Consider the following 18606-nt stretch of genomic DNA (forward strand, 5'->3'; position numbering starts at 1 on the left):
CCCGGTCGATCGCCTAGTCAGGAAGACGTGAGCGACGTGCGCAGCGAAGCCACCGCGGGGTGCGCGGACGAGGCCACGAACGCGAGCGCCAGGAGGGCGCTCGCCAGGTGGAGGCTCTGCAGCACCTCCCGTTCCCCGGTGCCGCCGACGAGGTCGCGGGCGACTTCACGAAGGGGCGCACGCTCGACGGACAGGGACTCCCCGGGCTCCAGCGCCTGCCGTTCGCGACAGGCCCCGCCGACGGCGAGGAACGAGAAGACCCGGTTGGTCTGAGAGGCCGGATTGGCGTAGCTAACCCCCGTCCGGAAGAGCGCACCACCGGTGTAGCCCGTCTCCTCCAGGAGCTCGCGCCGGACGGCGTCCTCCGGGGTCTCCCCGGGCTCGACCCCTCCCGCGACCAGCTCCAGCACATGCTTGCCCACACCGTGCCGGTACTGCCGGACGAGAACGGCGTGCTCGTCCTCGTCCACGACGACGCAGTTCACCCAGTCACGGTGCTCGGCGACGTAGAAGGGGTCGAGCACGTGCCCCTCCCCGGTGCGGACCGTGTCCGCCCGCAGCGTCAGCCACTCGTCGTTCACCACGTACCGGCTCGACAGCGTGGTCCATGAGGGGTGCTCCGTCATCGGCCGGACGCTACCCGGTGACTCCCTCCGCGCTCAGTCGCGGAACGCCTCGAAACCGGTCCCGGCGTCTCGGACCGCCGCGCAACCTGCGGTAGCCGGAAGCGGCCCACTCCGGGCGAGCTCCGGGACGGTGCGACCATGACCTGATGGCATCAGTGCCCGACTCAACCGGGACTTACCGAGTGCGACAGGCGTCGCCTGAAGATCTGCCGAATGTGCTCGAGGTGCTTGCGCAGAACCAGGCGGTCGCTCCTAGCCAAGCTTTCACCGGGCTTCAAGGACCGACCGAGCGCCAGCGCCGCACCTGGGATCGCATGGCAGCCACCCCGGACCTGGCCGTGTATCTCGCGGTCGATAGCCTTCCGGATGGACAGGGAGCATCCCAAGAGCGACCGGTAGGTACCGCCGCCATGATGCTCATGCCCCACCTCACCTACGACTGTCGCCCCACCGCGTTCATTGAGGCAGTGGTCGTCGCCTACGCCCACCGCCGTCGCGGCGTGGCTGGATCACTGGTGCAGCAAGCCCTCGATGACGCCCGCGCTGCTTCCTGCCGCAAGGTGCAGCTGCTCTCTCACAAGCGGCATGTGGACGACGGGGCGCACGAGCTGTACCGGCGGCTTGGCTTCACCGCAGAAGCCGAGGGCTTTCGCCTGTACCTCTAGCCCTGAGCGGGGCGCCGTGCGGTGGCTGCCGCCCAAGTCTCGACGAGGAACCGCAAGGCCCACTTCATGGTGGTGCGAGGCACCTCAGAGCGGCCCACTCTGGGCGAGCGGGCGCGTTCTAGAGGCCCGAGGCTGCGATTAAGTTGCGCACCCTGCCGGCGGGTACCAGGACGGACAGGCCGGAATACCCACCGTGACCTGGCAGTGTGCGGCCGCCGACGAGCACACCCACAAGCCGTCCGTCCGAGGCGCGATAGCAGGGAGCGCCGCTGCTGCCCGGCGCAGCCGTCACGTCGGCGAGATGGCGCGCCCCGACCTCCGAGGGCGCTGCGGGGTTGATCGCCCATGCACTGGCGATGACGCCAGTCGTCGTCACCATGGCGGGATGAGCCAGGGGGTACCCCGACACCGCGATGGCCTCGCCGTCCGGGACGGGTTGGTCGTCGATCGCGAAAGGCTGCAGTCGCGCGTCCTCTTCGACGCCGTTGCGGATGGCCCTCATCGGAAGCTTGCCGTGCAGGTGGAGGATCGCGAGGTCGTCCTCGGCGGATTCGGCTACGCACGACGCCTCCCACGGGAGGAAGAGGGAACGAGACTGTGGGTCCGGCGTGCCCCCCATATCGGGAATGGGGAGACCGACGTTGACTTGCCCACCAACGTGTCGCTCTTCTTCTGGTAGCACGTGCCGCGCGGTGCACACTGTCGCGTCATCGAGGATGCAGAAGCCGCTGCCGAGGATGTCGCGTTCCAGCTCGAGCACGCTCCAGCTCGCAGGCATCGGACCACCTGGTGGCTGGATCTGGACTGTTGAGCGGCGGGCTCGGGCAACGATGCTGGGGAAGTCCACAGGGGACTGACTAGCACGATGCAGGCGACGCCGAGGGCCCACTCTGAGCGCCGCCTCGGTCGACCTGAGCGGCCTCTGGGCGAGGCGGCGCGCGACTGGCTGTTCCACTTTATGACGCTGCCGACGCCGGCGCGCCTGTCGACAGCATCGCGGCGGTAATCGCCATTAGCGTGCGACCGTGCCAAGCCGCTCGAGTCACGTTGTGCGCGTCGAGACCCTCGTCCTGCACAGCCAGCAGCCACGGCGTCTGGCGGAGTTCTGGCGTGACCTCCTCGGGTACGTGGTGGCCCCTAACTACACGTCGTCGGTGCAACTGCGAGACCCCGAAGGCCACGGCCCTCCGCTGCTGATCGCGCTCGGCGGGGCCCGCAGCGGCCCTGGTCCCGTCCACATGGACCTCCGCCCCAATCATCAGGCGGAGGTCGTCGCACACGCGCTTTCGCTCGGAGCGACCCAAGTGAGTAGTCAGGAGACGTCTTGGGTTGTGCTCGCGGACCCTGACGGCAACCGCTTCTGCGTGCTCCAGGCCAGCAGCGACTACGAGAAGTGGCGTCACGAGACGCATCTGCCCTACAGCGAGAGCATGTAGGTGTTCCTGGCAGCAGCAGCCGCCAGGCCACTCAACCGCCGACGCACGACCGGAATCAACGGCCTCAAGGCCCCCTCTCAGCGACGCCCAGTCGCCCTGAGCGGCTCACGGTGGGGACAGGCCAGTAGACCCAAGCTGCGACGAATCGAAGCAGCGCATCTCGTTCATGCTGGGCGGGTCACGCACGACGCCGGGGCCTCCGCCAAGGTCAGCGGAGCTTGTCGAGGTCGGTGAAAAAGGCCGGGTAGGTCTTGGCGACGCAACCGGGGTCAACGAGCGCGATGCCGGGGAATCCCAGACCCAGTAGTGCCAGGCTCATCGCCATCCGGTGATCGTCATAGGTCTCGAACACGACCGGCTGTGGCGTGCCCGGGACGACGGAGAAGCCGTCATCGTGTTCTTGAGCCTGGAGGCCTGCGCGGCGCAGCTCCGTGACGATGGCGCCGATGCGGTCGGTCTCCTTGCCGCGTATGAACCCGATCCCGCGCACCCTCGTCGGGCTGTCGGCGTACACGGCGACCGCTGCGAGGGTCTGAGCAGTGTCGGAGATGTGCCGCATGTCGATGTCGATGCCGCGGAGCTGGGCCGGGCCAGTCACGGTCGTGCGAGAGCGGTGACGCTCCACATGGGCACCCATCTGCTCCAAGGCGTCCACGAACGCGACATCGCCCTGAGAGCTGCCCGTGCCGAGACCCTCCACGGTCACGCGTCCTCCGGTGACGGCAGCGGCACCGAAGAAGTACGAGGCCGAGCTGGCATCGGGCTCCACGGTGAAATCCGCAGCCCGGTAGTTGCCAGGCGCAACCCGGAGGCCCTCGGCCGAGACGCCGAACGCGGCCATGACATCTCGCGTGATGTCCAAGTAGGGCTCGGAGACCAGGTTCGTCGTCAACGCCAGGTCCAGGCCCTCGGGCATCAGCGGACCGGCCAGGAGCAGACCGGAGATGAATTGGCTCGAGACATCGCCGGTGATGTCGGCGTGCCCACCGCGTGCTCGCGAGAGCACCTTGATGGGCAGGCACCCGGGGCGTCCCAGTTCATCCAGGGTCGCACCGAGCTGACGCAGTGCTGCCAGCTGCGGGCCGAACGGGCGGGCACGGAGCTGGTCGGTGCCGTCGAGGAGGGTGGTACCGCTTCGCAGGGTGGCCGCTGGAAGCACGAGACGCGAGGTGGTCCCCGACTGCCGGGCGTATACGGCGATGTCGCCGCCGACGTCTAGATCGGCCCCGACGACCTCGACCGTCCGTGCCTCCTCGTCGAGGGTGACAAGGGCTCCGAAGCTGCTGAGGGCGTCCATCATCGCGCGGGTGTCGTCGGCTACGAGAACGTCGCGGAGGATGCTGCGGCCGGGTGCCAGGGCTGCGCACATCAGGGCTCTGTTGGTCACGCTCTTGGACCCAGGGACATGCACGGTGCCATCGGGCGCAGCCCGCAGTGGCAACACCTCGTACGAGTCTGCTGTTGCCGAGCCCTGCTCCACGGGAGTCCCTTCAGCCTGCGCCGCTGGCGACCCTACTGAGGGAGCTGCCCTACCCCTGCAGGGTGCAGGGAGCTGGGCGCGACGCACCGAGCTCGACCCGCCTGGCGTTCCTGTCTCGAAGCCGCCCACCGACCGAGCCAGCGTTGTCTTTGAGCGGCCCACATGAGAGGCGCTCGGGAGGTGCCTCTCGGCCGTCAGGCCTTCCAATGCTGGATGTAGCGGCGCCCGATCACTGCTCCAGTCAGGGAGCCAGGAGCAGAAGCCTGGCGAGCAGGCTCAACGGCGGCAGCACCCACCAGGACACCGCCAGCGCGGTGGCGGTCCGACCGCTACGAGAACACGACGCGGCGATTCATCGCATGGCCGAACAGCCCCCCGAAGAACAGGCGAGCAGCAACGGAGCCGCCGTCGAACAGGAGGGTGCCGACCACGAAGCCACGCAGCGCGGCAGCGGCCGCGCTGGCCCCGACGAGACGGCTCAGAGCGGCAGGGGGCGGAATTACGAGCTGGCTCCCGGTTCATCGACCGGCGGGAGCAGCTCGCGGACATACCAGTCCAGGCCGCCCTCCCTGACTTCGATGCGGTGGCCCAGGTAGCGGAAGCCGGCACGCACGGCGACGGCAGCCGACCCCGGATTCCGGGGGTCGACCCGGATAACAGCTTCGGAAATGTCTGGAATTGCCGCGGCGAACCTGCAGGCCAGCATGACGGCCCTGGTGGCAAAGCCGCGTCCCCGAGCCCCCGGGTACAGGCCGTACGCCAGTTGGGCCTGGCCGGACACGAGTTCTTCGTGCTCGAGCCGAACGTCGATCGTGCCGACGAGCAGGCCCTCGGTGCCGGCGCGGATGCCGAAGGTGAAGGTCGGACCTCCCGCCTCCCACGAGGCCATACAGCGCCGCACGTGCGCCTCGACCCCCTCAGGAGTGCCCGGGCCGCCGTTCAGCCAGCGGATGAGCTCCTCATCTTCGCCGGCGAGGTGTGTCCGGGCGTCGACAAGTTCGAAAGGCCTAAGCGTGACGACACCGTCTGCCAACACGGATGGCGGGAAGGGCATGCCGGCATGGTGTCGTATGCCGCTGCGCCGGCGGACGATCACCGATGCCCTGGGACTGGTCGGCCTTACTCCCCCACTATGGGACACACCGTCCGAGTCGCCGGTTCGGAGGACGCTGGGCCCATCGGCACACTGGGCTCGTGGCACGGTCTCCGCAAGCGTCGCGCACGCTGCCGGCCGAGGTCCTGGACGACGTGGCCAGCGTGGTCGGGGCTGAGGTCACACTCCTCAGCCGCCTACCCGGAGGCGTCAATGAGGGCGCCATACGCGTCCAATTGGCCGGCAGGGCAGACGCAGTGCTCAAAGCAGTGCCTCGGGGACACGCCAACGACCTGGACGAGACGTTGCGAGCCCAGCGAGTGGTCGAGCACATGCGTAGGCGCGGCTATCCCACCCCGGCGTGGCTCGGAGTGGGGGCTACAGCCACTCATGTGTGGCATCTGATGGACTTCGTCGACGCGGCTCCCGTGCAAGAGCTGACCCCGTCCATCGTTGATCAGCTGATGGAGATCATCGAACTCCAGGCCGGCCAAGCCTCCGAGCACCACGACCACTGGTCGTACGCCTGGCGGGTCGCCACCGGTCAGGAATTGGCTGTCGCCGGGCTCTCGGGGTATTCCTCCGTGGTGTCGGCCTTGGTCGAGCGCCTGCGGCTCATGTGTGCCGACGTCGTACCACCACGAGAGGCACCGGACATGGTCCATGCCGATCTCAACCCGAGCAATGTCCTGGTCCGTGATGGAGCGGTGGTGGCCGTTGTGGACATCGGGAACGCAGGTAGCGGCACGCGGGCGACTGATCTGACGACCCTCCAGTGGCACACCTTCCAGGATCCGCTGGACGGCGTCCGCAGGCGGCTGTGGACGAGAATCCTCGTCGTGGTCGGCTGGGAGGGGGCGGCGGTGCTCGCTGCGACACAGATCCTTCTCCAGCTCGAGTGGCCCATCCGTCTCGGGCGGCACGATGTCGTTGCAGGGGTGGTCGAGCGCGGCCATCGCGCCCTCGACGAGCTGAACGCGCTTCGCTGATTGCCGCCGGTCCGCCGCGGGCAGCCACGACCGGATCTGGCATGTGCGCATCGTTCACGGAGGTGCAATAGGCCGCCTTCACGGACACCGGCGCTGGCGGCTCGGGCCCCGAGGTAGCGGCTGATCAGACCTCCACCTCGCGCCGTTCCTGAGAGTGCACGTCGCGGGCAGCGCTCCGGCCGCCCGCGCGGCGCAGCGCAGGCACCCGCGGATCGCGTCACTCAACCAGTAACTGGACGAACACCAGCGAAGAGCCGCTCTTCCGGTGGCGGTGCATGCCGTAAGGCACGTGGAAGGCACGGCCCCGGGCCTGACCCCAGGTTGACCAGCCAAGATGGCGATCAGGGTGTCCAGCCTTCCAAGCTGGCCATGCCGGTTCGATCCCGGTCACCCGCTCCACGCCGTCACCGGCTCGATGCCGTCTGCCCGGTCGGGCAGCGCCACCCCCTCATCCGAAGGCTCTCGGTGAGGTCGCCGCGATGAGGGCCGCCGTGTCCGTGTCGATCGCCGATCGGACCGCTCGTCCCACCCAGTCCCCCTCTGCGATCCGCTTGGCGCTCGCGTTCAGCTCCCGCTTGGAGAGACCGGCGGACTCAGGCGTCACTGCCGTGTGTACGGCCTTCAGCGCGACGAGCAGGGAGACCAGCGCTCGAGTCCTGCCGTCGGTGGCCGACCCGTCGCGCAGAGCCGAGGCGAGGCCGGCGCGGATCGCCGCCTCGTGGCCGGTGTGCACCGCGGGCCAACGATGGGTCGGGACGATGCCGAGGATCCGGCCCTCCTCCGCTCGCAGCAGGCCGGCCTCTGCCAGACGCTCGTAGAGCCGCGCCTTTGCCCGCTTCCCGAGCGCCGCCACCACGCTCTGCGGCGTCTTGCCCTCCTTGTCGCCGACCGTGGCCAGGGCGTCATCGAGCGTGCCGTCCCCGGTCGGGCCGGCGTCCCTGACGATCACCCGGCCCTCTCGCACCCGCTCGCCAGGCCCCGCGACGTCGACACGCTGCGTGAGCGCCAGCTCTGCCAGCAGCGCCCCACCCAGCGCCGCGTCGGTGTTCGTGCTGTCGGCAGCCAGCTTTCCGCTGTCGTCGGCGGTCAGGAGAAGCAGCAGGTCCTCGGCGATGAGCATGCGTCGATCGTCGGTGGTCCTGCGAGGAGGCGGACACGGTCCTCCGACCGCGGCCGGCCGAGCCCATCGACCCGTAAGCGTTCCCCTCAGAGCTGCTCGTCTGCGGGGGCGCCCCGGTGCACCTGCCGCTCCAGGGCCCGCATCGCGGTCGGGCGCATCAGCCGGATGAACGGCCCCGCCGCTCGCCAGTAGCGCCCGAACCTGCGCCGGCTGTCCTCGTCCGTCGTCACCACCCGGCTCTCCAACGTCAGTACGCACCCGCCGACGCCGTACGGGGTGACCACGGTGCTCTCGGCGATCTTGGCGAACCCCGGCTCGGCGAAGGCCGCGAAGGTCTCGGCGGTCACCGGGGGCTCCGGCGGTGCGCCGCCCGTTCCCTTCCACGGCCGGCCGACCATGCCGTAGACCAGCTCGGTGCCGGGCCGCTCCCCGAGCAGGATCCAGCCACGGGCCGACAGGTCGCGCACCCGGAACGTGGGCGGCTCCTTGACGACCGCCTCGCCGTGTCGCCGGGCCGCCGCGTCGGCCAGGCGGCCGGGCAGACCGCGCGCCTCGAGCAGCACCCGGGCGACCGGGAGGCGGAACAGGTCGAGGGTGGTGATTGCGTCGAACACCTCCCCCGGTGGCGCCCGGAACACCCGGGACACGGAGATCTCGTGGTCCCAGGTCGGCACGAACCGGTCGAGCAGCAGGGGCTCGGTCATCGTCGTCTCCTCGACTCGGCTGGTTCCTCGTGCAGCCGGTGCCGGCGACGAGCTGCGGATCCAGACAAGCGCTGGACGTCCGGACGGCGACAGGGGCCGAGGTCATCGGCGAGACCACCGTCGCCCGCCCGGTCCAGCCATCGGAGGCCACCGGCGGCCGGGTGGAGACGAAAGTCCCTGCCCGTGGGCGGCGGAGGGCGGTCGACTGTGCCCATGGGCGCCAGCACCATCACCTCCGTCAGGCGAGGCGCCCCACTCCTCCCCGGTACCGGCCGCCCGGCGGCTCATCGGCATCCGGGCGATCTGCTCCGTGTCGGACTGGGCATTGCTCTGCTCGGGCTGGCGTTCCTCGTCGCCCGCCGCGGTCAGCTCTCCATCTTCGAGACCGACGTCTTCCGCCTGATCAACGACCTGCCCGCGCTGATCTACGTACCGGTGTGGACGGTGATGCAGCTCGGCAACGGGATGGCCGTCTTCGTCCTCGCCGGCGTGGCCGCGCTGGCCCGCCGGTTCCGGATGGCGCGTGACCTGCTACTCGCTGCCGGACTGGCCAGCCTCGCCACGACACTGGCCAAGGCCTGGGTGGGCCGCGAACGACCCGGGGGCCTGCCGGTGGGGGCCGTCCTGCACGAAGCGATCCTGGGCGGCAACGGATTCGTGTCCGGCCACTCCGCTGTCGCTGCCGCCCTGGCCACCGCGGCCGCGCCCTACCTGTCCCGACGGCTGCGCCGGGTGGCGTGGGCGCTGGCCCTGACGGTCGGGCTCGCCCGCATCTACGTGGGCGCCCATCTACCGCTGGACGTGCTGGGCGGTCTGCTGGTGGGCTGGATCAGCGGCTCGCTGGTGCACTACGTGTTCGGCGTGCCGCGGTGGGAACCCACAGCCGCCCATGTCGCCGATCTGCTCGCCCGGTTCGGCCTCCCGGCACAGCAGCTGCGTCCTGCAGCCGTTCACGCCCGCAGCTCGCACCCGTTCCTCGGCACCGCAGCGGACGGGAGGCGGCTGTTCATCAAGGTGCTCGACCCCGACCCGTTCGATCGTGACTGGCTCTACCGCGGTGCGCGGATGCTCGTCGTCGGGGACGTCAAGGACGTCGGCGCGCTCGCGTCGCTGGGCCGGCAGGCCGTCGACGAGGCGGTCGCCGCGATGACCGCCCGGGAACGCGGCGTGCGGGTACCCCCGGTACTCCTGGCCCGCGGCACCGACGGCCGGGCCCTCGTGGTGCAGGAACTCGTGGACGCCCGCTCCCTGGAGAGCCTGTCCCCTCAGGAGATCACCGCAGACCTGCTGGGTCGCGTGTGGGAACAGGTTGCCGGTCTGGGGGCGGCCCGCATCGCGCACCGCGACCTCGTGGCCTCCAACGTGCTCGTCGACCGCGCCGGCGACCCCTGGATCGTGGACTTCGGCAACGCCGAGACCGGCGCCGATGCGGACGCCGTCGCCCGGGACGTCGCCGAACTGATGACCTCGCTGGCACTCCGTTCAGCTCCGGAGGTGATCGCGGACAGCGCAGTTGCCGGCCTCGGCCGCGATGTCGTGACCCACGCCCTTCCGAGCCTGGAGCCCCTGTCACTGTCGGCGGTCACCCGCGCCGAGCTGCGGACCGAGCCGACGCGACTGGACGACCTCCGCCGCGAGACCTACCGCCGTCTCGCCCTGCCGGAAACGGAACTACCGCGCCTGCAGCCGGCAGGTGTCCTGGCCTGGCTGGCCGTCCTGGCCGGGGCAGCGACGGTGTTCGTCGGGCTGCAGGCGATCGGCGGAACGACCGGTGTGCTGGCCGAGGTGGAGTTCGAGGGGTGGCGCTGGCTGGGCGCGGCAGTCGCCATCGCCTTCGTCTCCCGGGCCGCCGCTGCCGTCGCCGCCCGCTCCGCGGTCGACCGCCGGCTGGCCGTGGGGCGGATGTACGCCGCAGACCTGGTCACGGCCGGCGCCGCGCTCGTGCACGGCCGTCCCGGCGGACGCGTCGTCGCCGGCCGGTACTACGAACGGGCCGGCGTTCTCCCAGGATCTGCCGTACACGCATACGAGCGCATCCGGTCGGGGACGACGCTCGGTGCCGCCGCCGTCGCGGCGGCGTCCGTGGTCCTGGCGCTGGCCGATGGTCGGCTCACCACCTGGCGCTACCCGGACTCCCTGCTCGCGCTGGCCGCGCTGGGGAGCACGGCTTTCCTCCTGGTCTCGCTCGGTCAGGCCTTCACCCGGCGGCACGCGCCCGCCTCCGCTGCCCGGCAGCGCGCCGGCCTGCGCCGGCTGGGCGGCCGACGCATCGCCACGGTGGTCGGCTGGTCCGCGGCCGCGATCGCGCTCGAGGCCGCGGCACTCGTCGCAGCGCTCCACGGCGTCGGCGGGCACGTCCCGGTCACCGTCAGCGCCGCGGTGTACACGGTTCTCCGGCTCTTCTGGGTCGCGCTTCCGGCCACCGGCGCTCCCGGCATCGCCGAGGTGTCGTTGGTGCTCGCGCTCACCGCTCTCGGCGAGCCGCTGACCAGCGCGTGCGCCGGCGTCCTCGTCTTCCGGCTGCTCACGTTCTGGGCGCCTGCCGTCCTCGGCTCCCTCCTCGCTGCCCGCTTCGCGCACCGCCTGTTCCTCTGACCCGCGAAGGACGCCCCCGAGGAAAGGGGGCCGCGACCTAGGCTCGGACCGTGACGAGACCGTGGGCCGCGTGAGCGCTCGATTCGAGGAACTCGCCTGGAGTTCCACCCCGATCGGCGAGGTCAGCCTCCGCCGTCGACGTGAGCCGGTGACCGGCGTCGACGTGTTCGAGGTCAAGCTGGGCGAGGAGTTCCTGATGTCCTCGCTGTTCACCGTCGCCGAGATCGAGGTCGCCCGGCTGGCTCTCGCGCGGCTGGACGGGGACGCACTCGACGTGGCGGTCGGCGGTCTCGGCCTCGGATACACCGCGCAGGCGGTGCTCGACGATCCCCGCATCCGCGAGCTCGTGGTGATCGACCTGCTGGAGCCGGTCATCCAGTGGCACCAGCAGGGCCTGCTGCCCCTGGGTGCCGCTCTCTCCTCCGACCCCCGGTGCCGGCTGGTGCACGGGAACTTCTTCGCGATGGCGGCCGATGCCGAACTGGATCCGGGAACGCCGGAACGGCGCTTCGACGCCGTCATCGTGGACATCGACCACTCCCCCGCCGACCTGCTGGACGAGGGGAGCTCACCGTTCTACCGCCCGTCCGGCATCCGGCAGCTGGCCGCGTCGATCCGGCCCGGCGGGGTCTACTCGCTCTGGTCCAACGATCCGCCCGACGCCGGCTACCTGGCCGCGCTGTCCGAGGTCTTCGTCGACGTGGTCGCGCAGGTGATCGACTTTCCCAATCCGCTCCAGGACCGTCCGGCCACCAACACGGTCTACCTCGCCACCAGCCGTGACCGCTGACCGGCCGGCGCGCGTCGAGGACGTGCACGAGCTCGCGCAGGCGATGCCGCACGTGACCGTCGTCCACGGCTCACGTGGCCACGCGGTCTACCAGGTGGGCGGGAAGTCGTTCGTCTTCTTCCGCACCCCGCGGCCGGACGCCGTCGACGCCGCCGGCCAGAAGCTCCCGGACGTGATCATGTTCTGGGTCGAGTCCGAGGCGGACAAGCTGGCCCTCGTGCAGGACGGGACGACGCCCTTCTTCACCACGCCGCACTTCGACGGGCACAACTCGGTCCTGGTGCAGGCCGGCAGGCTCGGGGAGATCTCGCGGCAGGAACTGGCCGAGCTGGTGCAGGACGCGTGGCTCGCCCAGGCCTCCGCCCGGCGCAGGGCCGCCTGGCTGGCCGCGCACCAGGCCTGACTCACCGGCTGGGTGCGCGCCCGGTCAGTCGAAGCCCGCCGGCAGGCCGAGCTTCACGAACAACCCCGTCCCGAGGTCGAGGAAGCTGGAGATGTGGGCGACCTTCCCGCCCTCGATCTCCAGCACGTGCAGGCCCCACGGCTCGTGGCCACCACCGGCGCGGGGCCGGTACTGCGCCAGCGCCGGCGTCCCGTTCGCCGAGGTGAGGAACACCCGCGACCCCGCGCACTCCGCCCCCGGCCCCTGCATCCAGGTGCCGATGTCCCGGGCTCCGCGGAGCCACATCTCGAAAGGGGGCATGTGCTGGGTCGCGTCCTCGTGGAGCAGCTTCACGAACGCCTCGATGTCGTAGCGCTCGAACGCGTCCAGGTAGCGGGCGAGCAGCTCGCGGTCCTCGTCGTCCAGGGTGCGCGGAGCCGGGCGGCCGTCGAGGTCGGCGAGCGTGGCACGGGCCCGCTGCAGCGCGCTGTTCACCGACGCCACCGTGGTGTCGAGCAGCGTGGCGACCTCCTCGGCCTTCCAGCGCAGCACCTCGCGCAGGATCAGCACCGCCCGCTGCCGCGGCGGCAGGTGCTGCAGCGCGGCGACGAACGCCAGCCGGATCGACTCGCGGGCCACCGCCTGCTCCGCCGGGTCGCCGTCCTCGGCGATCACCTGGCGGTCGAGCACCGGCTCGACCCACGCCGTCATCGGCCGGCGGCCGGCCAGCGAGGCCTCCACGGGTGGGTACGGGTTGCCCGCGAGATCCATCGGCAGCGCCCGGCGCTGCCGCCCGTTGAGCTGGTCGAGGCAGACGTTGGTCGCGATCCGGTACAGCCAGGACCGCAGCGCGGAACGGCCCTCGAAGTCCGCCAGGCCACGCCAGGCGCGCACCATCGTCTCCTGCACCGCGTCCTCGGCGTCGAAGGACGAGCCGAGCATGCGGTAGCAGTAGCCGGTGAGCTCACGACGGTGCTCGAGGAGCCGCGGATCGAGCTGATCGGTGGGGCCGAGAGCCACGCTGGTCACCTGGGAACCACTCCTCCGGTCGGTGTGCGCGCCAGCACACCACAGGGCACCGACAGAACGGGAGAGGCGATCGCCTACTGGTAGCTGACCAGATCCGGCGCGGGCCGGACCTGCTCCATCGTCTGCTCCGGGGTCAGCATCGGGGCGTCCTCGTCGTAGAAGTTCTTCCACCCCCACCAGACGGGCGGTGCCTCCTGGTGCAGCGCCCGCCAGGTCGCCTGCTTGTCCCCCTGAGAGCCCTGGCCGTCGGCGTGCACCAGCACGGCCAGCTCGTCACGCGACGTGTCGAGCAGCTCGCGGCCCGGCAGCATGTCGAGCCGGAACTGGTGCAGCACCAGCAACTTCTGCGGCAGTCGCGCCTCACGGGTCAGGTCGGCCAGCCAGGCGACGACCCGGTTGACCTCCTCGACCCCGACCGAGCCGATCTGCGTCAGGTGCACCTGGTCGGGTGCCAGGCGCCATTCCGGGTCGAGCGCCAGCCCGACGTGCGGCAGCTCCAGCAGCGAGCGGTAGCGCTCGGCCTGGGTGACGAAGTCGGTACGCCCGGGCTGCAGGTCGAGGACCACGTACAACCCCGCCTCCTCGGCGGCCTCGACCCACGGCCGGATGACCTCGATGTCGGCCTCGGCCGAGTAGTTGCCATCGGCACCGGGGAACTCCGAGGCGACCGTGGTGATGATCTCGAACGCCGGCACCACGGCCCGGCCGCCGGCCAGCGGCTCGTACCAGGCGGCGTGCTCGCGGGCCCGCTGCACCGCCGCCTCCACCGGCTGCTCTCCCATGACGCCGAGAGAGGCGGTGCCGGGGTGGCCGTACAGCGCGACGAGCATCTTCCCGGGGAACAGCAACTGGCCGCCTCCGGGCAGCTCGGTCCCCGAGGCCGCCGTCTCCAGCTTCCAGTTCAGCCCCTCCTCGGCGGCCAGCTCCGCCCCCAGTGCGATCACCGACCCGGTGCCCGCGTCGGACAGCGCGGCGCGCGCCGCTTCCGAGGCGCGCGGATCCGCAGCCTCCAGGACCACGACCTGCGCCCCGGCGGCGCGGGCGGTCGCGACGGCCCCGACCGCCTCGTCGCCGTCGCCCACCAGGACGACGGTCTCGCCGCGGGCCTCCCCCGGGCGCACCGACGGCACGCGGTCGACGTCGTCCCCGTCCGCGGGCTCCTCGCCGTCGGGCACCAGCGCCGCCGGCTCATCGCGGTCGAGCCCGGCCACGGCGTCGAGAGCGCCGTCGTCCGGCACCGGATCGGCCTCGGCCAGGGAGAGATCGGTGGCCTCGGCCACCGCGGTGGGCGTCGCCGGTACGCGGATGACATCGGGACCGTCCCCGGCCGCCCCGCCGTCGGCCTCGCCTACCGCGAGGACCGTGCCCGCGCCGAGCCGGTCGAGTTCGTCGGAGAGCGCGTCGTCCGAGCCCTCCACGAGCAGCGGGACCCCGAGGCCGACAGCGGCGGACGCGGCCAGCAGCAGCCCCGGCCGGTCGTCCTCGCGCGCCGTCACGACCACCGGCGCGCTCTCGAAGAGCGCGCCGCTCACGCCCAGCGCCAGGTCCACCGCGTCGCCGCCGGGCAGGAGGGTGAGCGGCTCGGCGGGTGCCGCGGTCCGCGCGGAGTCCTCGGACGCCGGTGCCGACGCCTCGGGCTCGTCCGCCGAGGAGCCCGTGCATCCGGTCACGAGCACCGCCACCAAGGCCACGGGAAGCACACGGGCGCGCACGGGGCCCCTCTCGCCATGGCACGCCGGCGGCGGGTCCCGTCCCCCGTACCCGTCGCGACGACGCGCTCTGCTGGACCGACCCTATGCGAGCGGAACCGGAACGGACGCCCGGCTCCGGGTCAGCCCCGGCCCAGCGCCCGCTCCACGTTCTCGACCATGCGGGTGAGGACGAGCACGGTCCGCTCGTACTCCTGCCGGGAGAGCCCGTCGGCGGTGTGCCGGTGCACCCGTCCCACCGCCCGCGAGACGCGGTCGTGGGCGGCGACGCCGTCGGCGGTCAGCTGCACGAGGCCGGCGCGGCGCCGGTCCACCCAGCCGCGGGCGGCCAGATCGGCGACGACGCCGAGCGCGTCCCCGGAGAAGCCGGCCAGCGCGGCCACGACGTCGGCCTCCTGGTCCACGCCGCCGGCCAGCGAGTGGAGCACCTGCCAGTGCCGGCGGGTCAGCCCCTCGGCCGCGACGACGGAGTCGAGCGCCTCCTCGAGGAGCGCGTCGAGGCGCTTGACCCACCAGCCGATCGGCCGCTCGTCATCCATCCGCGCATCCTGGGCAGCTATCTCCCGCCCGACAACCCGTTGGCGCCCAGAGTCCCCCGACCGGTAGACACGCAGGCGTGCCCGATGACCTCGCCGCCCAGCTCCGGCCGATCACCACCGAGGAGTGGCCGCGCTTCCTGCGCTCGATGTACGGCGTGTTCGGGGACGAGCCCAGCGGGCGGTACCTGGACACCCCCTCGCCCGTCGCGGAGCTGGACCGCTCGCTGTCCCTCTGGGACGGCGACCGGGTGGTCGCGACGGCCGGCATCTACGGCCGCGAACTCACCGTGCCCGGCGCCGTCGTCCCCTGCGCGGGCATCACCTGGATCACCGTCGCGCCGACCCACCGCCGCCGGGGCGTCCTCACCGCGATCATGCGCCGCCAGCTCGACGAGATCCGCGCCGCCGAGCGCGAGCCCGTGGCAGCGCTGTGGGCGGCCGAGGCGTCCATCTACGGGCGGTTCGGCTACGCCCCGGCCACCCGGCGCGGCAACTGGACCGGGGCGACCGAGCGGCTGCGGCTCCGCCGGGACGTCGACACCGGCACCGGAGGGGTCCGTCCGGCCGAGCGCGACGAGTTCCGCGCCTCCGCCGTCGGCCTGCACGAGCAGCTCCGCCGCTGGGTGCCGGGCAACCTCGCCCGCGACGAGCGCTGGTGGGACCGGCTGCTGGAGGACGACCCCGACGAGCGCCGGGGCTGGTCGGCGCAGCACCTGCTGCTGCACCGGGAGGCCGACGGGACGGCGAGCGGCTACGCCACCTACCGGCGCAAGGCCTCGTGGACCGATGCGGGCGAGCCCGACGGCAAGATCTCGGTCGGCGAGGTGCGCGCCGCCACCCCCGCCGCCTACGCCGCCCTGTGGCGGTACCTGCTCTCCATCGACCTGGTGCGCACCGTGGAGGCGTCGATGGCCTCGGACGACGACCCGCTGCGGCACCTGCTCGCCGACCCCCGCGCGCTGCACGCCCGCCCGCTCGACGCCCTGTGGGTCCGGGTCGTCGACGTCGGCCGGGCGCTGTCGGCCCGCCGCTACCCCGCGCCCCTGGACATGGTGTTCGAGGTGCGCGACGAGTTCTGCCCGGAGAACACCGGCCGCTGGCACCTGTGGGGCCACCCGGCCGGCGCCTTCTGCGACCGCACCGACCGCGACCCGGACATCGTGCTCGGCATCGAGGAGCTGTCCGCGGCCTACCTCGGCGGGGTCTCCCTCGCCACGCTCCAGGGCGCCGGACGGGTGCGCGAGGTGAGCCCCGGCGCCGTCGTCCAGGCCTCGACCGGGTTCGGCTGGCCGGTCACCCCGTGGTGCCCCGACGAGTTCTGATCAGGGGTGCGACTGCGGGCCGGTCGGCTGACCGCCGGCCGGGCGGTGCCTGTCGCGCTCGTAGTCGCTGATCAGCCCGATCCGGCGGACGTGCCGCTCGTCGCCGCTGAAGTCCGTGCGGAGGAACTCCAGCACCAGCTCGGTGGCCTCCTCGACGCTGTGCTGCCGGGCGCCGATCGAGACGACGTTGGCGTCGTTGTGCTCGCGGGCCAGCTGCGCGGTGGCGGTGTTCCACACCAGGGCGGCGCGGACGCCGGGCACCTTGTTGGCGGCGATCTGCTCGCCGTTGCCCGACCCGCCGATGACGACGCCGAACGTGCCGGGCTCGGCGACGGTGCGCTCCCCCACCTCGAAGCAGAACGGCGGGTAGTCGTCCTGGGCGTCGTACTCGAACGCCCCGCAGTCGACGGGCTCGTGCCCGGCCTCGGCGAGCGCCTTCTTCAGGTGCTCCTTGAACTCGAGGCCGGCGTGGTCGGTTCCGACGAAGACGCGCATGACGAGCAGTTTGACAGGCCTGCCGCAGGGCGGTTCTCGGGGTCGACGGCCGGCGCGGGGTGCGCGCCCGACGCGGATCTGCTGGTGCCCCTCCGGGAGTTTCGGTGCAGGAAGTCCGGGACTTTCTGCACCGAAAGTTCGATCAGGAGCCGGTGAGGCGGCGGACGATCGGCAGCGGCAGCACGCGGAGCAGGCGGGCGACGGGACGCCACGGCCACTCGGGCACGTAGCCACGCACCGGCTCCCGCTCGACGACGGCGACCAGCGCGTCCACGCCCTTGTCCAGGCCGACGGTCAGCGGCCCCCGCCGTCCCTCGTTGATGTCGGTCGCGATGTATCCCGGCAGCACCGTGGAGACGACGATCCGCGAGCCGTACACGTCGGAGCGGATGCCCTCGGCGAGCGCGTTCAGCGCGGCCTTGCTGGCGCCGTAGGCGGTGCGGGTGCCCGGCATGCCGCGGACCGAGGCGACCGACGAGATCAGCACCAGGTGCCCGGCGCCCTGGCTGCGGAACAGCGCCATGGCCGCCTCGCACTGCGCGTGCGAGCCGAGCACGTTGGTCAGCAGGACCGCGCGGTTCTCGGCGGCGGACCCGGTACCGACCGAGCCGCCCTTGCCGATCCCGGCGTTGACGATCACCCGGTCGAAGCCGCCGAGCTCCTCGGCCAGCCGGGGCATCACCGCGGCGACCGAGGCGGGGTCGTCGACGTCCATCGCGGCCACGACCACCCGGATGCCGGGGTGGGCGGCGAGCAGTTCGTCGCGCAGCGCCTCGAGCCGGTCGAGCCGGCGGGCGGTCAGCGCGAGGTCGCGCCCCTGGGCGGCGAATCGGCGGGCCATGCCCTGGCCGAGCCCGGCGCTCGCGCCGGAGATGAAGATGCGCTGGCGGAGGGGGTGCGGCATCCGGACATCGTGCCGCACCGCTCCCCGAGGGCAGAGATGGCCATTTCCGCCCTCGGGGTGGGGGTCAGCGGGGGGTGAGCTCGAGGGTGTCGGCGGGGACGGAGTCCATGTCCGGACCGGCCGTGCGGGTGCGCTTGAGCTCCCAGAAGTCGGGGAGGTTGGCCAGCAGCACGGCGCCGTCGAAGGCCTTGCCCGCGTCCTCACCGGTCGGCACCTTGCTGATCACCGGGCCGAAGAAGGCAACGCCGTCGATGTGCATGACCGGCGTGCCGACGTCCTCGCCGACGGGGTCCATGCCCGCGTGGTGGCTCTTCTCCAGCGCCTCGTCGTACTCGGTGGAGGTCGCGGCCTCGGCGAGGGAGGCCGGCAGGCCCACGCGCTCCAGCGCCGGTGCGACCAGGTCCTCCAGCTCCACGTTCTCGTGGTGCCGGAGCGTGCCCATGGCGGTGTAGAGGTCGCCGAGCACCTCGTCTCCGTGCTGCTGCGCGGCGGCGATCGCGACCCGGACCGGGCCGTACGCCTTCTTCATCATCTCCTGGTACTCCTCCGGCAGGTCCCGGCCGCTGTTGAGCACGGCCAGGGACATCACGTGCCAGTGGAGGTCGATCTCGCGGACCTTGGCGGCCTCGAGCACCCAGCGGCTGGTCAGCCAGGCCCAGGGGCACAGGGGGTCGAACCAGAAGTCGACGCGGGCCTTCGCGGGGGCGCTCTGCACTGCCTCGGTCATG

General features: G+C 71.9%; 19 protein-coding genes. 7 read left to right on the plus strand and 12 right to left on the minus strand.

Translation table 11 applies throughout. The features are described 5' to 3' along the window. Positions 1–17 precede the first annotated feature (17 nt). Complete coding sequence (locus CRP29_RS00280; protein WP_097193096.1) at positions 18–626, minus strand: NUDIX hydrolase; 609 nt, start codon at positions 624–626, stop codon at positions 18–20. A gap of 146 nt (positions 627–772) precedes the next feature. Between CRP29_RS00280 and CRP29_RS00285 the strand changes: the two genes are divergently transcribed. Next, positions 773–1291 carry a GNAT family N-acetyltransferase gene (locus CRP29_RS00285; protein WP_097193097.1) on the plus strand — a complete coding sequence of 173 codons (519 nt, stop codon included), beginning with the start codon at positions 773–775 and terminating at the stop codon, positions 1289–1291. Between the two features lie 118 nt (positions 1292–1409). Here the strand turns inward: CRP29_RS00285 and CRP29_RS00290 are convergent, their stop codons facing one another. Next, on the minus strand, positions 1410–2051 hold the full coding sequence (locus CRP29_RS00290; RefSeq protein WP_176522770.1) for a S1 family peptidase: 642 nt from the start codon (positions 2049–2051) through the stop codon (positions 1410–1412). 289 nt (positions 2052–2340) lie between these two features. Between CRP29_RS00290 and CRP29_RS00295 the strand changes: the two genes are divergently transcribed. Continuing rightward, on the plus strand, positions 2341–2727 hold the full coding sequence (locus tag CRP29_RS00295; protein WP_097193099.1) for a VOC family protein: 387 nt from the start codon (positions 2341–2343) through the stop codon (positions 2725–2727). Between the two features lie 208 nt (positions 2728–2935). Here the strand turns inward: CRP29_RS00295 and aroA are convergent, their stop codons facing one another. Together aroA and CRP29_RS00305 are read right to left on the minus strand one after the other, a co-directional pair. Then, on the minus strand, positions 2936–4369 hold the full coding sequence (aroA, locus tag CRP29_RS00300) for a 3-phosphoshikimate 1-carboxyvinyltransferase (protein ID WP_342745204.1): 1434 nt from the start codon (positions 4367–4369) through the stop codon (positions 2936–2938). A 337-nt stretch (positions 4370–4706) separates the two neighbouring features. After that, positions 4707–5261 carry a GNAT family N-acetyltransferase gene (locus CRP29_RS00305; RefSeq protein ID WP_097193990.1) on the minus strand — a complete coding sequence of 185 codons (555 nt, stop codon included), beginning with the start codon at positions 5259–5261 and terminating at the stop codon, positions 4707–4709. A 44-nt stretch (positions 5262–5305) separates the two neighbouring features. On the opposite strand from CRP29_RS00305, the gene CRP29_RS00310 reads away from it, so the two are divergent. Further along, on the plus strand, positions 5306–6289 hold the full coding sequence (locus CRP29_RS00310) for a phosphotransferase (protein ID WP_097193100.1): 984 nt from the start codon (positions 5306–5308) through the stop codon (positions 6287–6289). 448 nt (positions 6290–6737) lie between these two features. On the opposite strand, the gene CRP29_RS22500 is transcribed toward CRP29_RS00310, so the two are convergent. Both CRP29_RS22500 and CRP29_RS22505 read right to left on the minus strand, forming a co-directional pair. Further along, positions 6738–7409 (minus strand): GOLPH3/VPS74 family protein, encoded by a 672-nt coding sequence (locus CRP29_RS22500; RefSeq protein WP_176522771.1) that lies wholly within the window; start codon positions 7407–7409, stop codon positions 6738–6740. Positions 7410–7495: 86 nt separating this feature from the next. After that, positions 7496–8113: a hypothetical protein gene (locus CRP29_RS22505; RefSeq protein WP_176522772.1), complete on the minus strand. Its 618-nt coding sequence runs from the start codon at positions 8111–8113 to the stop codon at positions 7496–7498. 213 nt (positions 8114–8326) lie between these two features. On the opposite strand from CRP29_RS22505, the gene CRP29_RS00320 reads away from it, so the two are divergent. The 3 genes from CRP29_RS00320 (at position 8327) to CRP29_RS00330 (ending at position 11901) form a co-directional block, all read left to right on the plus strand. Then, positions 8327–10708: a phosphatase PAP2 family protein gene (locus CRP29_RS00320; RefSeq protein WP_097193101.1), complete on the plus strand. Its 2382-nt coding sequence runs from the start codon at positions 8327–8329 to the stop codon at positions 10706–10708. A 70-nt stretch (positions 10709–10778) separates the two neighbouring features. Then, positions 10779–11498, plus strand: a complete 720-nt coding sequence (locus CRP29_RS00325; protein WP_097193102.1) for a polyamine aminopropyltransferase — start codon at positions 10779–10781, stop codon at positions 11496–11498. Further along, positions 11488–11901: an MmcQ/YjbR family DNA-binding protein gene (locus tag CRP29_RS00330; protein ID WP_217991408.1), complete on the plus strand. Its 414-nt coding sequence runs from the start codon at positions 11488–11490 to the stop codon at positions 11899–11901. Before CRP29_RS00325 ends, CRP29_RS00330 begins: the two co-directional genes overlap by 11 nt. 24 nt (positions 11902–11925) lie before the next feature. Here the strand turns inward: CRP29_RS00330 and CRP29_RS00335 are convergent, their stop codons facing one another. The 3 genes from CRP29_RS00335 to CRP29_RS00345 form a co-directional block, all read right to left on the minus strand. Then, on the minus strand, positions 11926–12909 hold the full coding sequence (locus tag CRP29_RS00335) for a sigma-70 family RNA polymerase sigma factor (RefSeq protein WP_097193103.1): 984 nt from the start codon (positions 12907–12909) through the stop codon (positions 11926–11928). Between the two features lie 74 nt (positions 12910–12983). After that, entirely contained in the window at positions 12984–14591 is a 1608-nt protein-coding gene (locus tag CRP29_RS00340; protein ID WP_245852219.1) for a phage holin family protein, read from the minus strand. 149 nt (positions 14592–14740) lie between these two features. After that, positions 14741–15157, minus strand: a complete 417-nt coding sequence (locus CRP29_RS00345; protein ID WP_097193105.1) for a MarR family winged helix-turn-helix transcriptional regulator — start codon at positions 15155–15157, stop codon at positions 14741–14743. 77 nt (positions 15158–15234) lie between these two features. Between CRP29_RS00345 and CRP29_RS00350 the strand changes: the two genes are divergently transcribed. Next, on the plus strand, positions 15235–16479 hold the full coding sequence (locus CRP29_RS00350; RefSeq protein WP_097193106.1) for a GNAT family N-acetyltransferase: 1245 nt from the start codon (positions 15235–15237) through the stop codon (positions 16477–16479). Here the strand turns inward: CRP29_RS00350 and CRP29_RS00355 are convergent, their stop codons facing one another. The 3 genes from CRP29_RS00355 to CRP29_RS00365 all read right to left on the minus strand — a co-directional run bounded on the left by CRP29_RS00355 (position 16480) and on the right by CRP29_RS00365 (position 18605). Further along, on the minus strand, positions 16480–16974 hold the full coding sequence (locus tag CRP29_RS00355; protein WP_097193107.1) for a ribose-5-phosphate isomerase: 495 nt from the start codon (positions 16972–16974) through the stop codon (positions 16480–16482). A 142-nt stretch (positions 16975–17116) separates the two neighbouring features. Next, complete coding sequence (locus CRP29_RS00360) at positions 17117–17878, minus strand: SDR family oxidoreductase (RefSeq protein ID WP_097193108.1); 762 nt, start codon at positions 17876–17878, stop codon at positions 17117–17119. Between the two features lie 64 nt (positions 17879–17942). Next, complete coding sequence (locus tag CRP29_RS00365; RefSeq protein ID WP_097193109.1) at positions 17943–18605, minus strand: mycothiol-dependent nitroreductase Rv2466c family protein; 663 nt, start codon at positions 18603–18605, stop codon at positions 17943–17945. Between the last annotated feature and the right edge of the window lies 1 nt (position 18606).

It is taken from the genome of Blastococcus aggregatus (assembly GCF_900221005.1).
GTDB lineage: Bacteria > Actinomycetota > Actinomycetes > Mycobacteriales > Geodermatophilaceae > Blastococcus > Blastococcus aggregatus.

Coding starts and splice junctions, on each gene's coding strand:
- CRP29_RS00280 (WP_097193096.1), bottom strand. CDS start 626: ATGACGGAGCACCCCTCATGGACCACGCTGTCGAGCCGGTACGTGGTG.
- CRP29_RS00285 (WP_097193097.1), top strand. CDS start 773: ATGGCATCAGTGCCCGACTCAACCGGGACTTACCGAGTGCGACAGGCG.
- CRP29_RS00305 (WP_097193990.1), bottom strand. CDS start 5,261: ATGCCCTTCCCGCCATCCGTGTTGGCAGACGGTGTCGTCACGCTTAGG.
- CRP29_RS00310 (WP_097193100.1), top strand. CDS start 5,306: ATGCCCTGGGACTGGTCGGCCTTACTCCCCCACTATGGGACACACCGT.
- CRP29_RS22500 (WP_176522771.1), bottom strand. CDS start 7,409: ATGCTCATCGCCGAGGACCTGCTGCTTCTCCTGACCGCCGACGACAGC.
- CRP29_RS22505 (WP_176522772.1), bottom strand. CDS start 8,113: ATGACCGAGCCCCTGCTGCTCGACCGGTTCGTGCCGACCTGGGACCAC.
- CRP29_RS00320 (WP_097193101.1), top strand. CDS start 8,327: ATGGGCGCCAGCACCATCACCTCCGTCAGGCGAGGCGCCCCACTCCTC.
- CRP29_RS00345 (WP_097193105.1), bottom strand. CDS start 15,157: ATGGATGACGAGCGGCCGATCGGCTGGTGGGTCAAGCGCCTCGACGCG.
- CRP29_RS00355 (WP_097193107.1), bottom strand. CDS start 16,974: ATGCGCGTCTTCGTCGGAACCGACCACGCCGGCCTCGAGTTCAAGGAG.
- CRP29_RS00360 (WP_097193108.1), bottom strand. CDS start 17,878: ATGCCGCACCCCCTCCGCCAGCGCATCTTCATCTCCGGCGCGAGCGCC.
- CRP29_RS00365 (WP_097193109.1), bottom strand. CDS start 18,605: ATGACCGAGGCAGTGCAGAGCGCCCCCGCGAAGGCCCGCGTCGACTTC.